This window comes from Mesorhizobium sp. P2_E7 (genome assembly GCF_056403855.1).
Genome location: NZ_JBFUER010000001.1, coordinates 643,153 through 658,791, shown reverse-complemented (window position 1 = coordinate 658,791; position 15,639 = coordinate 643,153). Strand labels below are relative to the sequence as shown.

General features: G+C 61.7%; 15 protein-coding genes. 7 read left to right on the top strand and 8 right to left on the bottom strand.

The window, feature by feature from the left end; translation table 11 throughout:
- Positions 1–3: 3 nt before the first annotated feature.
- Entirely contained in the window at positions 4–1,317 is a 1,314-nt protein-coding gene (gene hmgA / locus AC1DYC_RS03325; RefSeq protein ID WP_477403955.1) for a homogentisate 1,2-dioxygenase, read from the bottom strand.
- A 121-nt stretch (positions 1,318–1,438) separates the two neighbouring features.
- On the opposite strand from hmgA, the gene AC1DYC_RS03320 reads away from it, so the two are divergent.
- Complete coding sequence (locus AC1DYC_RS03320; protein ID WP_477408151.1) at positions 1,439–1,882, top strand: MarR family winged helix-turn-helix transcriptional regulator; 444 nt, start codon at positions 1,439–1,441, stop codon at positions 1,880–1,882.
- Positions 1,883–1,964: 82 nt separating this feature from the next.
- On the opposite strand, the gene tdh is transcribed toward AC1DYC_RS03320, so the two are convergent.
- On the bottom strand, positions 1,965–2,999 hold the full coding sequence (gene tdh, locus AC1DYC_RS03315; RefSeq protein WP_023672918.1) for an L-threonine 3-dehydrogenase: 1,035 nt from the start codon (positions 2,997–2,999) through the stop codon (positions 1,965–1,967).
- A 46-nt stretch (positions 3,000–3,045) separates the two neighbouring features.
- Positions 3,046–4,233, bottom strand: a complete 1,188-nt coding sequence (locus AC1DYC_RS03310; protein WP_477403953.1) for a glycine C-acetyltransferase — start codon at positions 4,231–4,233, stop codon at positions 3,046–3,048.
- A 311-nt stretch (positions 4,234–4,544) separates the two neighbouring features.
- Here AC1DYC_RS03310 and AC1DYC_RS03305 point away from each other — a divergent pair, with 311 nt between their 5' ends.
- The 3 genes from AC1DYC_RS03305 to AC1DYC_RS03295 all read left to right on the top strand — a co-directional run bounded on the left by AC1DYC_RS03305 (position 4,545) and on the right by AC1DYC_RS03295 (position 7,981).
- A complete protein-coding gene (locus AC1DYC_RS03305; RefSeq protein WP_477403951.1) occupies positions 4,545–6,611 on the top strand; it encodes a putative bifunctional diguanylate cyclase/phosphodiesterase in 2,067 nt (688 codons plus the stop codon).
- A gap of 258 nt (positions 6,612–6,869) precedes the next feature.
- Positions 6,870–7,040 (top strand): hypothetical protein, encoded by a 171-nt coding sequence (locus tag AC1DYC_RS03300; RefSeq protein ID WP_477403949.1) that lies wholly within the window; start codon positions 6,870–6,872, stop codon positions 7,038–7,040.
- A gap of 17 nt (positions 7,041–7,057) precedes the next feature.
- Positions 7,058–7,981 carry a hypothetical protein gene (locus AC1DYC_RS03295; protein WP_477403947.1) on the top strand — a complete coding sequence of 308 codons (924 nt, stop codon included), beginning with the start codon at positions 7,058–7,060 and terminating at the stop codon, positions 7,979–7,981.
- Positions 7,982–8,073: 92 nt separating this feature from the next.
- Here the strand turns inward: AC1DYC_RS03295 and AC1DYC_RS03290 are convergent, their stop codons facing one another.
- On the bottom strand, positions 8,074–8,472 hold the full coding sequence (locus AC1DYC_RS03290) for a MarR family winged helix-turn-helix transcriptional regulator (protein ID WP_477403945.1): 399 nt from the start codon (positions 8,470–8,472) through the stop codon (positions 8,074–8,076).
- Between the two features lie 153 nt (positions 8,473–8,625).
- Here AC1DYC_RS03290 and AC1DYC_RS03285 point away from each other — a divergent pair, with 153 nt between their 5' ends.
- Together AC1DYC_RS03285 and AC1DYC_RS03280 are read left to right on the top strand one after the other, a co-directional pair.
- A complete protein-coding gene (locus AC1DYC_RS03285; protein WP_477403943.1) occupies positions 8,626–9,033 on the top strand; it encodes a hypothetical protein in 408 nt (135 codons plus the stop codon).
- Between the two features lie 411 nt (positions 9,034–9,444).
- A complete protein-coding gene (locus AC1DYC_RS03280) occupies positions 9,445–9,927 on the top strand; it encodes a lysozyme (RefSeq protein ID WP_477403941.1) in 483 nt (160 codons plus the stop codon).
- Between the two features lie 15 nt (positions 9,928–9,942).
- Here the strand turns inward: AC1DYC_RS03280 and AC1DYC_RS03275 are convergent, their stop codons facing one another.
- Positions 9,943–11,988, bottom strand: a complete 2,046-nt coding sequence (locus tag AC1DYC_RS03275) for an oxidoreductase (protein ID WP_477403939.1) — start codon at positions 11,986–11,988, stop codon at positions 9,943–9,945.
- A 140-nt stretch (positions 11,989–12,128) separates the two neighbouring features.
- Between AC1DYC_RS03275 and queF the strand changes: the two genes are divergently transcribed.
- The gene (gene queF, locus AC1DYC_RS03270; RefSeq protein WP_477304490.1) at positions 12,129–12,590 is read left to right on the top strand and encodes a preQ(1) synthase; all 462 of its coding nucleotides are present in this window, start codon (positions 12,129–12,131) and stop codon (positions 12,588–12,590) included.
- A 7-nt stretch (positions 12,591–12,597) separates the two neighbouring features.
- Here queF and AC1DYC_RS03265 read toward each other — a convergent pair whose 3' ends face one another.
- The 3 genes from AC1DYC_RS03265 to AC1DYC_RS03255 form a co-directional block, all read right to left on the bottom strand.
- A complete protein-coding gene (locus AC1DYC_RS03265; RefSeq protein WP_477403937.1) occupies positions 12,598–13,473 on the bottom strand; it encodes an alpha/beta hydrolase in 876 nt (291 codons plus the stop codon).
- 28 nt (positions 13,474–13,501) lie between these two features.
- The gene (locus tag AC1DYC_RS03260) at positions 13,502–14,101 is read right to left on the bottom strand and encodes a YqhG/Tai3 family protein (RefSeq protein ID WP_477408149.1); all 600 of its coding nucleotides are present in this window, start codon (positions 14,099–14,101) and stop codon (positions 13,502–13,504) included.
- 158 nt (positions 14,102–14,259) lie between these two features.
- Positions 14,260–15,213, bottom strand: coding sequence for a right-handed parallel beta-helix repeat-containing protein (locus AC1DYC_RS03255; protein ID WP_477403935.1), 954 nt, complete (start codon positions 15,211–15,213; stop codon positions 14,260–14,262).
- Positions 15,214–15,639: the final 426 nt, after the last annotated feature.

Genomic DNA, 15,639 nt, shown 5'->3' with positions numbered 1-15,639 from the left:
GCCTCAAGACCAGTCGCCCTCCGGCGTGCCGTTGAAACGCTTCTTCAGATCGGCCCAGCAGTCGATGTAATTGTCCTGCCTTGTTTCAAGCTCGGCGCCGTAGCGGGTCAGCATTTGCGGGAATCGGGTCTCGAACATGAAGGCCATGGTGTTGTCGAGCTTGACCGGTTTCAGTTCGACACGCGAGGCCTTTTCGAAGCCGGGTGCGTCGGGGCCGTGGGCCAGCATCAGATTGTGCAGGCTGATGCCGCCGGGCACAAAACCTTCCTCCTTGGCGTCGTACTGGCCATGGATCAGGCCCATGAACTCGCTCATGATGTTGCGGTGGTACCAGGGCGGCCGGAACGTGTCCTCCGCCACCAGCCAGCGCGGCGGAAAGATGACGAAGTCGATGTTGGCAGTGCCTTCCTCGCCGCTCGGCGCCGTCAGCACGGTGAAGATCGACGGATCCGGGTGGTCGAACAGGATGGCGCCGACCGGCGAAAACGTCGCCAGATCATATTTATAGGGCGCATAGTTGCCGTGCCAGGCGACGACATCGAGCGGCGAATGGCCGATCTCGGTGACATGAAAATTCCCGCACCATTTCACCGTCAGCCGGCACGGCGTCTCCTTCTCCTCGAACCAGGCGCACGGTGTCTTGAAGTCGCGCGGATTTGCCAGGCAATTGGCGCCGATCGGGCCACGGTCGGGCATGGTGAGCTTGGCGCCATAGTTCTCGCAAACATAGCCGCGCACTTCGGCATCGACGAGTTCGACCTTGAAGACCAGACCGCGCGGCAGGACGGCGATCTCGCCAGGGCGAAGCTCAATGACGCCCATCTCCGTGACGAAGCGCAAGGCGCCGACCTGCGGCACAACAAGCAACTCGCCATCAGCGTTGAAGAAATGGTCGTCGACCATTGAACGGTTGGCGACATAGACATGCGCCGCCATGCCGCTTTGGCCCAGCACGTCGCCGGCAGTGGTGATCGTGCGCATGCCGGCGATGAAGTCGGTCGGCTCCTTCGGCATCGGCACAGGGTTCCAGCGGTATTGGCCGAGCGCCAGCTCGTGGTCACCGACATTGGGGGCGGTCTTCCATAAGGGATAGTTCACCGCCTTGAACCGCCCGGTGTGCTTGACGCTCGGCCGGATGCGGTAGAGCCAGGAGCGCTCATTGGTGCCGCGCGGGGCCGTGAAGGGCGAGCCGGAAAGCTGCTCGGCATAGAGCCCGTAGGCCGGCCGTTGCGGCGAGTTGCGCCCTTGCGGCAGCGAGCCGGGCAAGGTTTCGGTTTCAAAATCGTTGCCGAAGCCCGGCATGTAGGAAAAGGTCATCCGATCCTCCCTGATCCCGGCCCCCTTGAAAGAGCGGCTGCCGGCGATATTGACCAAACTGGTTTCATTTGTAACCATTGAAAATGTAACTATCAACGGCGAACGCATCCAAGGTGCGCAGATGGAACCTGAAGTTCTCGAACTCGAAAGCTTCTTGCCCTACCGCCTCTACCGGTTTGCCGACGCCGTCAGCCGAGAATTTTCAAAAATCTACCGCGACCGTCACGGCCTGACGCGGCCGGAATGGCGCACGCTTTCAGGACTGGGCCAGCGCGGCACGATGACGGCGACGGCGCTCGGCGAACAATCGGCTATGCACAAGACTAAGGTTTCGCGGGCGGTGGCCGAGCTCGAGCGAAGGCGCTGGCTGACGCGCACGCCTGATGAGAACGACCGGCGTGTGGAGCACTTGGCGCTGACGAAGGCGGGGCTCGCCGCCTATCGGGAGATGGTGCCGCTGGCGAAGGCGTTTGAGAGGGAATTGCTCGCGAGGCTGAGCGCGGAAGAGCGGGCGGCGATTGTCAGCGGTGTGACGGCACTGGAAGTGGCGTTGTCCGTTCCGTAGCGATCCTTCGCACCTGTCCTGCCGGCCAGAGGGGGGTGCTGTCCCCTCCCTCGTCTCCAATAGGAGGCGCGACTCGGCCCGCCTACCAGTCCATCACAACCTTGCCCGAACTGCCGCTCCTCATCGCATCAAACCCCGTCTGGAAATCGTCGATCCCAATGCGATGCGTGATCAGGCCCGACACATCCAGCGGGCCCTGCACCAGGGCGATCATCTTGTACCAGGTCTCGAACATCTCGCGGCCGTAGATGCCCTTGAGATGCAGCATCTTGAAGATGACCTTGTTCCAGTCGATCTCGAAGCCGGTCGGCGCGATGCCGAGAATGGCGATCTTGCCGCCATTGTTCATGGTGTCGATCATGTCGCGGAAGGCGGGCGCGGCGCCCGACATTTCGAGGCCGACGTCAAAACCCTCGGTCATGCCGAGCGCCGGCATGACATCCCTAAGCTTTTCCTTCGAGGCATCGACGACATGCTGGACGCCGAGTTTCTTGGCCAGCGCCAGCCGCACCGGATTGATGTCGGTGATGACGACCTTGCGCGCGCCGACACATTGCGCCACCAGCGCGCCCATGATGCCGATCGGCCCGGCGCCGGTGACCAGCACGTCCTCGCCGACCAGATCGAAGGACAAAGCGGTGTGAACGGCATTGCCCAGGGGATCGAAGATCGCGGCGATCTCGTCGGGCACATCGTCGGGGATCGGCACGACATTGTGCTGCGGGATCGCCAGATATTCGCCGAAGGCGCCGGGACGGTTGACGCCGACGCCGAGCGTATTGCGGCAGAGATGCCCTCGCCCGGCGCGGCAGTTGCGGCAATGGCCGCAGACGATGTGGCCCTCGCCCGAAACGCGCTGGCCGACCTTGTATTCGGTGACCGCGGCGCCGAAATCGGCAACCGTGCCGACGAATTCATGGCCGGTCACCATCGGCACCGGCACGGTCTTCTGCGCCCACTGATCCCAATTGTAGATGTGCACGTCGGTACCGCAGATCGCGGTTTTCTTGACCTTGATCAGCACATCGTTGGGGCCGATCTCCGGCACCGGCACCTCTTCCATCCAGATGCCCGGTTCGGCCTTGGCTTTGACGAGCGCCTTCATCATGTTCGACATGCTTTTGTCCCTTGAATCCTTTGATCCGGAATCGCTTTTTGGCGGCTCAGGAAATGACGCCCAGTTCCTTGCCAACCGTCGCGAATGCCGCCACGGCGCGGTCGATGTCGGCGCTGGAGTGCGCCGCCGACATTTGCGTGCGGATGCGCGCCTGGCCTTTCGGCACCACCGGGAAGGAAAAGCCGATGACATAGATGCCGCGCTTCAGCATCCGCGCCGCCATCTCCTGCGCCAGGCTGGCGTCGCCCAGCATCACCGGGATGATCGGATGATCGGCTCCGGCAAGCGTGAAGCCGAGCTTGCCCATTTCGGACCTGAATCGCGCCGCATTGGCATATAGGCGCTCGCGCAAGGCATCGCCATTGCGGATCAGCTCGAACACCTTGATCGAAGCGCCGGCGATCGCCGGCATCAGCGTGTTGGAAAAGAGGTAGGGGCGCGAGCGCTGGCGCAGCCAGTCGACCACCTGGCTTTTGCCCGAGGTGTAGCCGCCGGACGCGCCGCCCAGCGCCTTGCCAAGCGTACCGGTGATGATGTCCACCCTGCCCTCGACGCCGCAATGCTCGGCCGAGCCGCGGCCGTTTTTGCCGACGAAGCCGACGGCGTGGCTGTCGTCGACCATCACCATGGCGTCGTACTTTTCCGCGAGATCGCAGACGCCCCTGAGATTGGCGATGATGCCGTCCATGGAAAACACGCCATCGGTGGCGATCAGCCGGAAGCGGCAATCCTTGGCTTCCTTCAGCCTTGCTTCGAGGTCGGCCATGTCGTTGTTGGCGTAGCGGAAGCGCTTTGCCTTCGACAGCCGCACGCCGTCGATGATCGAGGCGTGGTTCAGCGCATCGGAGATGACCGCATCCTCCTCGCCGAGCAGCGTTTCGAACAGGCCGCCATTGGCGTCGAAGCAGGAGCCATAAAGAATGGTGTCATCCAGGTCGAGGAAGGAAGAAATCGTGGCCTCAAGCTGCTTGTGCTCTTCCTGCGTGCCGCAGATGAAGCGCACCGAAGCCATGCCGTAGCCATAGCGGTCGAGCGCGCCTTTGGCGGCGGTGCGCAATTCGGCGCTGTCGGCGAGGCCAAGATAGTTGTTGGCGCAGAAGTTCAGCACCTTGTCGCCACCGACCTCGATCTCGGCCGACTGCGTCGAGGTGATCACCCGCTCGGATTTGTAGAGCCCGGCGGATTTCAGTCCTTGCAGTTCGTTGTCGATGTGGGAGAGGAATGCCGCGCTCATGATCAGGTCCTATTGAGGTTGGCGGCGACTGTCGCGCCCCCCGAGTGAAAAATCCACCGCAAAAGCGACCGCTTCGGTGGCGCCGCAGCCTCAACCCTGGCGCGATCCGATCGCATGGCCAGCATGCTGGAGTAGCAGGGGCACGAATATGGCCATGCCGTGAAAGAACATGATAACCATTTCGGCAGCTTTCGTTTACTGCTGAAGCAACAATTCCGCCGGTTTCGAGACCTGTTAACCCTTTCAAGCCAATGGTCTTCTCGCCATAAATCCGTGGCGGAAGTCCGTTCGACCGAGGGGTCACCTAGAATATGTCGCAGCAGCCGGCGCAAACCGTCTCGGGCAAACTCATCCTGCTGATCAAGACCGGCTACTGGCTGGCGCTGTTCATCATCGCGGCCATGGTGATGGCCTCCTTCATCCTGCTGCAGCAGATGATGGCGGCGCAACAGCACAACCACACTCTGCTCGATATCGTCAGCACCCAGAAGGCGCTGTCGCAGCGCATCGTCTTCCTGGCAAGTGCAACCGGCTCCGCCTCGCGCGACAAGCAGCCGGCCCTGGTTTCTGCGCTGAAGCAAGCGACCACCGAGTTCGAGACGAATTACGATCTGCTGCTCGAGCAGACCGGGGCCGATCCCAAGTCGCCGGCACGGTCCGATCCAAAATCGATCGAAAACGTGCTGTTCGCCAAGCCGTTCCACCTCGACTATTTCTCGGTCGGGCTTATCGCCAACGGCCAAAGGCTGATCTCTTCCTTTGAATCTCAGCTCGCCGGCAATGCCGCCTACAAGGGTGGCGGCGAGCGCGTCAATCTTGACGCCTCGGTCGCCAACGCGACGCTGTCGGGCTATGCCGCCCTTGGCCAGCGCATCAGCGCCTTCGCCGACGAGCGGTCGGAAAAGCTGCTCGATCTCCACCGCACCTTGTTTTACGCCACCATCGGCGTCATCGTGCTGGTCGCGCTTTTCATCTTCCGGCCGATGTCGAAGGCGATCCTGCGCAAAACGCATGAGCTTATCGACGCCCGCAATTCAATGGCCTTCATCGCCGTGCATGACGGGCTGACCGGCCTGCACAACCGCACCTTCCTCACCGATCACTTCGAAACGCTGATCAAGGGCGCGCATCGCCGGCGTGAAAGGCTGGCGGTGATCCAGCTCGATCTCGACCGGTTCAAGCAGATCAACGACACGCTCGGCCACGCCGCCGGCGACTATGTGCTGGTCGTCACCGCGCAACGCATGCGCGATTCCTGCCGCGCGTCGGATCTGTGCGCACGCCTTGGCGGCGACGAATTCGTCATGATCCTCAACGGCGCTGGTGGCACCGAGGACATCAACATGCTGGCCAGGCGTATCCTCGAGCAGATCAACGAACCGATCATGTTCCAGGGCACGACCATTCTTCCTGGCGCCAGCGCCGGCATTGCCGTCTATCCGATCGACGCCGACAATGCGGCGGATCTGCTCGTCCACGCCGACCTCGCGCTCTATTCCGCCAAGAAGCTCGGCGGCGGCAGCTTCTCGTTCTTCTCCGAGGAGCTCAGGCGCGAGCTCGATTACCGCAAGCAGCTCGAGCACGACATCAAGGTCGCCATTTCGGAGAAAGCCTTCCAGGTCTATTTCCAGCCACAGGTGTCGCTGACCAATGGCGCCATCAGCGGCATCGAGGCGCTGGTGCGCTGGAAGCACGCCGAACGCGGCATGATCTCGCCGGGCGAGTTCATTCCCGTCGCCGAAAAATGCGGCTTCATGCCCGAGATCGGCCGCATCGTCTTTGCCAAGGCGATCGAGCAGGCAGCCGAATGGGATCGCGCCGGCATTGCCTTCGGGCGGCTTGCCGTCAACGTATCCGGCACCGAGTTGCGCGAGCCGGACTTCGACCGCTTCCTGTTCGCCACGCTGGAAAAGGCTGGCCTGAAGCCGGAGAAACTGTCGCTGGAAATCGTCGAATCCGTCATTCTCGACGACGAGAAGACCGGCATCGCGGCCAAGCTGCGCCACATCCGCGCTGCCGGCGTGCATCTCGAGCTCGACGATTTCGGCACCGGCTATGCGTCGCTCAGCCACGTCAATCCGAACGAGATCGACCGCCTGAAGATCGACCGCCGCTTCGTCCAGAACATCAACGAGAATGGCGACAACAGCAAGATCGTGCGCGCCATCACCGAGCTGGCGCGTGGCCTCGGCATCTCGATCGTCGCCGAGGGTGCGGAAACCGAAGCCGAACTCGATTCGCTGATGGCGATCGGCTGCGACCAGGTGCAGGGCTATTCCATCGCCTTCCCGATGCCGCAGGACAAGGCGCGCGAATGGCTCCTGGCGCGCAGCCCGAAGAAAGCCAAGCTCAAGGTGCTGCAGGGCAATCTGGCGTAGAACCACATTTGCATTTCAGATGTTGAAGGGTCGTTCCGAAGGCGCGGCTTTCAGCCAACCGTGACAAGCCACACCAGGATGCAGCCACGCTGGAATGGCGGCCGCTCAACCAGCACTTGGATAGCACGACCAATATTTTTTTCACCTTCCGAACAAGATGACTCGATTCCATTTGCAGACGGGAGTAGCGTCGGGAATTGGGGATAGGGCTGCAAGAAGTCTTGTGGGGGTGATTTGTATAATTCATTTCTGATATTGATGACGCTTGTCGTCTCGATGACAGCATCATCTGTGCTTGCCGAAACCAAGTCGAACCTCAAGAACGGCATCAAGCTGGCGCAACCGTTGCTCACGCTATTCGGTGCCGGTGAACTCTCTGCTCTGGTTCAGCGGCTGCTCTGTGCACTTTCCAGCACCCAACGTCGATAACATCCGGAGGCTCTGAAATGCGATACGCCCTAAGTTTGTTCGTGACGATCTGGTTTCTATCCGGAGCATCTGCATTCGCAGAATGTAGCGGCGAAATCGAAAGGGTCAATTCGCAGAGGGTCCTTCACCTCACCGACGGCGCCGTCGCGATCAAATCGAAGCTCAACATCAATATCGATGGCTACGGAAAGGCGTATCACCTGGGCAACGCAAGTGCAGGCGCGCTGATCCATCTCTGCAACGCGGGCTCAGTCTATCTTCCTGATGGCAGTTCGTACTCGGGCTCCAAGGATAACGCCACCTGCACGGGCGCCTTTATGGACGATGTCCGCAGGATCAAGGCAGCCGGCTGGAATGATCCATCTGTTGGCGCGGTAAGATGGTTTGGCATTCTGGGTACGGGTTCGGTGACCGTCGGCGGACATCGCGTAAAGGGTGTCGTGCCGGTAGAACAGTCAGACGGCTCAGGTTTCTTTGTGTCGCCGACAAGTCTTGAGGATCCCGCCTTTTCCGCGAACGACCAGCGTCGTTACATTAATGCCTTGCAGATTCCGGCTGGGGTAATTCCAGGCGGCACCAATCTGGAGCGTATGGGGGTGAAACTCGGCAGCTTCGGTGTTTTGGTTGACACACGAAGAGCCGGTGCGCCGGCGGTTCCTTTCGTCGTCGGCGACAATGGACCGAGGATCGGCGAAGGGACACCGGCACTGGCGCGGCTGGCTGCAGGCCTGGCGATCAAGGACCCAATAACGCGCGCAGAGCGGTTTACCGGCATCATCGACGGTAGAAGCGCCTTGTGGATTTTCTTCGGGAAAGGACAGATTTCCAGGCCTTTTGATGCGAACAAGGTCATCGCCGACGCCGCGAGTGCTTATGCCCAATGGGGAGGCGACGCTCGGCTGCGAGATTGCATGGCAAACCGCAACATTCCCGCAAATTGATCGGCATGCGAAACCCGGCTGCCGATTCGAGTGGCCGATTGGGAGCAGCCAGATCGCGGTCGCGATCTGCGCCGCATAGTACCTGACCGGCCTTACGCCTTGACATTGGCCCGCAGCGCCGCCAGCACCTCGGCGAACTCCGCCAGCCTGTCGTCCGGCAGCCCGGCGCGCAGCCGCTTGTCGAAGACAAGGGCCGCCGCGCGCAGTTTCAGGAACATTGCTTCGCCAGCCTCAGTCAGCTCGACGACGTGAACCCGGCGGTTGTCGGGATCGCGGCGGCGCGTCAGCAGGCCTTGCGCCTCCATGGCGTTGAGATGATGGGTCAGCGTCGCGCCCTGGATGCCGATCATGCCGGCAAGCTCGCGCTGATTGGCGAGTTCGCTTGACTTGACCGAAAGCAGGGTCAGCCACACCGGCAGTGTGCCGCCGGCCTCGACCATTGCGGCCTCGAAGGCCTGCGCCACCAGCTTGGATGTACGCGCGAGATTCATGCCGACGGGCGGGCGGTCAAAGGGAGTCATGAGTCGACAGTAGAACAAGGCACCGAGCGAGGGAACGAGGCATTACGCATTGACATCAAATCATTCGATATCTAACTGAATGCACAGCATCGAATGACATGCGGGGCGGGGCAAGGAGGAACCATGCAATATGTCTACATCGTCGTTATCGGCCTTCATGTCATGGCCGGCGTGTTCTGGGCCGGCACCACAATAACGCTTGCCCGCGATCCCGAGATCAAGGCGGAGCGCTTCATCCAGCCGCAAATGGGCTCGGCCGGCGTGGTGTTCGTGACCGGCGCGCTGCTCTGGTATTTCTTCCATGGCGCCTATTTCGGCTCGATGGAAATGGTGCTGGCGCTGGGCATCCTGGCCGCCTTCGCAGCTGCCGGCGTTCTCAGCGTCGTGGTTCGCAAGACCAGCCGGCAGCTCGCGGGCGCGGACGCCGCCACAGAGAGGGCTTTGCGCGCCAAAATGGCCGGCGGTGAACGCATTTCCGCCTGGCTCCTGGTGCTCACCGTACTTTGCATGGCGACCGCCAGGATGATTTGAGCTCTGCCGCGTTATCTCCCGGTTGAAGCATCCTGCATCGTACGTCGCTTGGCTCGAGCCGGCGGCGTACGCGGCGCGCAGCTCGGACGGATGTGCAAGGTGGCTCTCCGCACAGAGGTTTGGCTGCGCGCCACCCATCGGGCGCCGACTGCCATCGAACTCGCACCCACCCGAGGTAGCCGAAGAGTGCTGGTAGAAAATCACACTCAATCTCAGCCTAATACTTTACGGCCGACAATTTCGGTGTAGATTTTCAATTGGTCTTTTCAGGCAATTGATCTGCAATGCAACGGCCTACTTGGTTCGCGGTCGAAAATCCCTGATTTGGCCTGGAAGAGCAGAACCCTTCTCAGCAATGTGCAGTAAACGGGCGACGGTGCTTGCATGGCACCAGAATCAAAGGGGGATATCATGGCAAAGAAAATCAGCACTGTGGGCGTGGACTTCATCAAGAAGTGGGAGGCTTTTGTCGCCTTCATCTATGACGACCTGGTAAAGCCGACCAAGGAATGGAACGGCGGGCCGGTCAAAGGTACGCTTACCATCGGCTATGGACACACCAAGGCGGCCGCGGACCCGATCAAGATGGTGCTGGGCCTGAAGATCACCGAAGCCAAGGCCACAAGCATTCTGGCAAACGATCTCGGTCCGGCCGTGGACGCGGTGAACGCGGCGGTCAAGGTGCCATTGACGCAGCACCAGTTCGACGCCCTGGTTTCATTCAAGTTCAACACCGGCAGGCTGGCAGGGACCGGTCTATTGAACCGCATCAATGAGAACAAGTTCGATCAGGTGCCCGCCGAATTCATGAAATGGGTCAAGTCCAAGGGCAAGGTTCTGGCAGGGTTGAAGAACCGCCGGAAGGGTGAGATCGACCTTTGGAACAAGCCGTAGGACGGCTTGTAAGGCCTAAACCCGCAAGCCGAACCTGATGCCGTCATAGATGGCGGCGTGGATGTTGCGCGAGGCGACGGCGTCGCCGATGCGCAACAGCACGAATCCGCCTTCGGGGTTGCGTAGAGGAAAAATATCGCCGCCGCCGACCAGCCGCTCATAGTCGACCGCGCCACGGTTTTTCGACAGCGGCTTCAGCGCGAGATAGAGGTCGTCGAGCGGCGCCGTGCCATGCTCGACCACCACCTGGTCGACCCGCCTTTCGCCGCGCCAGCCATCGGCGAAGTCGGAGGCCAATTCGGCGACCAGCTGATTGCCCTCGCGCCGCACCGAACGCAGCCTGGTGTTGATGGTGATGGTGACGCCCTTTTCCTGGAAGGCGCGCATATAGGGCACGTGGTTCATGCCGCCCATTTCCGGGGCGAAGAAGCGTTCCGGCGAAACCAGCTCCAGTTTTGACCCGGCATTGGCGATCAGCTCGGCTGCGCCCATGCCCTGGTGGCCGCCATTGTCGTCGAAGAGCAGCACGTTCTCCGCCGGCTTGACGCTGCCGGCCATGATGTCCCAGCTCGAAGTCACGAGATTGTCGCCCGATGTCAGCGGCGGGTTCTGCGGCAGGCCACCGGTGGCGATCACCACCACATCAGGCGCCAGCGCCAGCACATCGTCCTGCTCGGCCCAGGTGTCGTAGCGGATCTCGACGCCGAGCCGGTCGAGTTCGGCCAGCCGCCAGTCGATGATGCCGATCAGCTCCTTGCGGCGCGGGTTCTGCGTTGCCAGCCGAACCTGTCCGCCGGCCTGACCAGAGGCCTCGAGCACCGTGACGTCATGGCCGCGTTCGGCCATGACACGGGCTGCCTCCAGCCCACCGGCGCCGGCGCCAACGACGACGACTTTCCGCTTCGGCCCTTCGGTCCTGGCGATGATGTGCGGAATTTCGGCCTCGCGACCGGTCGCCGCATTGTGGACGCACAACGCTTCGCCGCCTTCATAGATGCGGTCGAGGCAATAGGTGGCGCCGACGCAGGGGCGGATCTCGTGCTCGCGGCCTTCCATAATCTTCTTGATGATATGCGGATCGGCGATGTGGGCGCGGGTCATGCCGACCATGTCGAGCTTGCCGGTGGCGATGGCATGGCGCGCGGTGGCGACGTCGGAAATGCGCGCCGCATGGAAGGTCGGGAACTTCGTCGCCGCCCTCACCTCGCCGGCGAAATCGAGATGCGGCGAAGAGCGCATGCCGGTCACCGGGATGACCTTGGTCAGTGCCGCGTCCGTCTCGATCGAGCCTCGGATGATGTTGAGGAAGTCGACCTTGCCGGAGGCCGCCAGCCGCTTGGCGATCTCGACGCCCTCCGCTTTCGACAGGCCCTTTTCAAAATCCTCGTCGGCGACCATACGGATGCCGACGACGAATTTTTCGCCGACCGCCGCCCGTACCGCATCCAGCACCATGTCGGTGAAGCGCAGCCGGTTGTCGAGCGAACCGCCGAACTCGTCATCGCGCTGGTTTGTCGCCGGAGACCAGAAGCCGTCCATCAAATGGCCGTAGGATTCGAACTCGATGCCGTCGAGGCCGGCCGCCTGGCAGCGCTGCGCAGCCGACGCATAGTCGGCGACGATGCGCTCGATGTCCCAATCCTCAATGGCTTTTGGGAAAGCGCGATGCGCCGGCTCACGCACCGGCGAGGCCGACAAAACCGGCAGCCAGTCGGCCTTGTTCCAGCCGGTGCGGCGGCCAAGGTGGGTGATCTGGATCATCACCTTGCAGTCATGCTCGTGGCAGGCGTCGGCAAGCTCGGCCAACCACGGCACGATGCGGTCGTCATAGACATGAAGATTGCCGAACGCGGCCGGACTGTCGCGCGAGACGATCGCCGAGCCGGCGGTCATGGTCAGCGCCATGCCGCCCCTCGCCTTTTCGGCATGGTAGAGCCGATAGCGCTGTTTCGGCATGCCGTCCTCGGAATAGGCCGGCTCATGGCTGGTCGACATCACCCGGTTCTTCAGCGTCAAGTGCTTGAGCTGATAGGGCTGGAGAAGCGGATCGTTGGAGGTCATCGTCTTCCTGCTTTTTCATTTTGTGTTGGGGCAGCATGCGCTGCTCCAGTTCTTATATTAAGCATCGGATTTGTCCGAAAACCGCTGCACACTTTTCGGTCCGATGCTAATGAGCGCGGAAAATCCAAGGACAACCGCTTATGATCGATACCAAAACCCTCACCCAGCTCGGCGCTCACGTCGAGGCGCCACAGAGCCCCGAAACTGCGGTCCTGGAGACCGTGCCGTTCCAGCGCGGCGACGGGCCGCCTGCCATCGTGCGCTTCACCTGCCCGGAATTCACCTCGCTCTGCCCGGTCACCGGCCAGCCGGATTTCGCCCATATCGTCATCGATTACGCCCCCGATGCCGCGCTTGTGGAATCGAAGTCGCTCAAGCTGTTCATGACCTCGTTTCGCAACCATGGCGCTTTCCATGAAGACTGTACCGTGATGATCGGCCGGCGCATTGTGGCCGCGACCAAGCCGCTATGGTTGCGCATAGGCGGCTATTGGTATCCGCGCGGCGGCATTCCGATCGATGTGTTCTGGCAAACCGGCGCGCCGCCGGAAGGCGCCTGGCTGCCCGACACCGGCGTTGCCCCCTATCGCGGCCGCGGCTGAACGGGCGTCAGCCATTGGCGGCACCGGTCCGACAGAGCTTTGCCGCCAGGAAGGGAAGCACTGCATCCCGGTAGCGCGGCTGATCGTAGCGCAAAAGGTCGACATGGCCTGCCCCTTCGAACCAGACCAGTTGCGAGCCGGCGGCAGCGTTGTGTAGCGCCAGCACCTGGCCGCGATCGATGAAGGGATCGATGCTGCCCGCCAGCAGCATCAGCGGCGCGCCGATCTTGCCGAGGCGATCAACCGGCCTGACGTCGTCGGCGCTCACCCCGAGACGAAGCGGCATCTGTGTCAAAAGCACATCGGCCTGGACCCCGCGCCAGAAATGGAAAGGCATGCGCCATGCCGTTGTCTCGCGCAAACTGGCGTAAAGCTGCTCCAGCACATAGGCATCGGCAGGCGCTTGCTGTGCTGCAAAGACGAAGGCAGCGGCGCCCAGCGACGAGCCGACAGCGCCAAGCCTCTCGCCAGGGAAACGTTGCCGCGCAAAGGCCATGATGCGCACTGCATCCTGGCTTTCGCTGTAGCCGAAGCCTTGGACACTGCCGCCGCTCTCACCATGCCCGGACAGATCGAACAGGACGATGGAGTAGCCGGCATCGAACAAGAGTTTCGCTCTTTGCACCAAAGCGAGCCTGTTGGCGCCGCGCCCGTGCAGCAGGACGATCGCGCCGCAACCGCCTATTCGATCTGCCACCCAGCCGACAAGCTGGGGCGCGCCGGCCTGGTTGAGCACGACGCGCTCGACCGGCAGGTCACCCGGCGGCGCCAGAGCTTGCCGGGGCTCGCGCGCGATCAGCATGGTGCCGATGTGCCAGTAGAAGGCGCCACCGGCAGCGGCGAGCCCGACCAGCACGATCGCGAGCAAAACGCGAAGCTTCATTGCCGCTCACCCGGACGCGATCGGCGGCTCATTCGCACTGATACTGGCTGAGCGCCCATTCGCCCGTCACCGAGAGCAGGTCGGATATCTTCCAGGCGCCGTCCACCTTCTTCAGTTTCCACTCCAGCCGGTGCTGATTGCCTTCGACGACGAAGGCCACCACCACCTTGGCCTGGTCGCCGTTGACGGCCTCGATGCTCTTCAGGCTCTTGTCAATTGCCAGCTTGTCGTAATCGGCATTGTCGAGCGCCATGTTGGGGTCGAGGCATTCGCCCTGCCCCGACGCCCGCAGCGCATCGCTCTTGTCGAGCACGGTCTTGGCCGGATCGACGAAGTTCTTGCGCTGGGTCGGATCGAGCTCCAGCCCGAGATGTTCATAGAACGGCTTCACCACAGCCGTGGGCGAGCCCGGCAACACGGGCGCGGCCGGCTCGGATGGTGGCCATGCCAGGGGTGGCTTCGCCGGCTCCACCGCATTACCGGGTGGATTTGCGGGCGGTGGGCCGCCCGGCGCTGTCTCTGCCGGGGCGTTTGCGGGCGGCGGACCCAGCAGCCCTTGAGCGGCGGCTGTGTTCAATCCTGCCAGCAGGCACACGGTCAGCAAAGTTGGAAGACGGCTTCGGGCCATCGCATCACTCCAGGCCCCGACGGGCATGCTTTGGCTGAAACGTCCAGCCATTGTCATCGGCGCCTGGTGGCAAAGATGCAGAATTTGAAGACGCTAACAAGCCCTCGATTGCTTGCTTCGCGCGGGTGGTCCCGCGCGAAGCGCTGCAATGTGCGAACCTATTTCTGCGCGATGGTTGGCGGGTTCGGACCGTCGGCCGTGTTGCCGTTGAGCTGATTGGTGCCATAGGACGAAATGACACCACCATTGACGATGGCCGTACCCGTCGTATTGCCGGAGATCGTCGATCTGCCGACCCGGATGGTGGCGTTGGCGCCGTCGGCGCGCAGGCCGCCCGCCGCTCCGTTGTTGGCCACGGCAGTGCCGTCGACCATGATGTTGATGGCCGGTCCGGCAGCCGGATTAAATATGCTGATGCCGGCATTGGTGTTACCAGAAACATTGCTGTTCACAACGGTTATGTTGCTGCCACCGGTGTTGCTCGTTCCGTCCGCCTTCAGCCCCGCAAGGTTGTTGTTCTCGATCGAAGAATTGTCGATGACGACCTTGGCAACGCCGGATCCGGTCGGCTGGATGTGAATGCCGTCATTGTTGCCGGTGATGGACGAGTTGCTGACATAAAGCTCGGACGTTCCAGACGGTGCGAACAAGATGCCGTTGCCGTTCGGCGCGGCGAGGGTGTTGTCACGAATGACACACTCCTCGACAATCAACGCAGCGCCCGCAATAAACCGAATGCCGTTGAGACCGGGACCAGGCGAAGGTATCCCGCTGTCGATATCAAGACCGCGAAGAACGACGACGTCGGTCGCCGCCGCGTTGACGACCACGCCATTCGTCGTCCCATTCGTTATGCCTCCCTCGACATCCTCACAACCGATGGTCATTGATTTGGTGATTGTCACAGCGCCGAACCCACCTGGATCGAGGCAGTTGATTTCACCGCCGGCGGCAGTTTTCGAGATCGCGCCGGCAAAGGTCTTGCAAGGCGCCGTTCGGCTGCAGGGATTGACGTCATCGCCAACGCCGGAAACCCATGTTCGGGTCGCTTGCGCGGAGGCAGGCGTGGCGAGACAAGTCATTACTAAGGCGACTAAAATCGAAGATATCATGTATACAATTTTACTCATCTTCTTACCCCTCAATGGTGAACAGATGATTATTTGCAATGAAACAGTACAAATCTAGCATGCCACGCTTAAAACGCAACTAGACCATGGTATTTTTGCCCGAAGTCATTTCTGTTCCTCGGGCGACAGGGCGATCCATGGGGGGATCGCGATGGCCATACCGGCGGCACGGCGGCGCGAGCCGACAATCGTGCGCTCTTGGCAAGACATCGCTTTTGGTTGTTTTATAATCTGGCTGTCAGCCACTTATAGTCTGGCCGTCTACCACGCCCTGCTTGGCTCGAGATCGCGGTCATCAGGGCAGGCAATCGACAATGACCGCGGGGCCGCAGCATCGCTGCGGGACCGGACCAGCATGCAATCATGCTGGCTGGGCGTCCAGCCACTACAAACGCGCTTGGCGCGGTT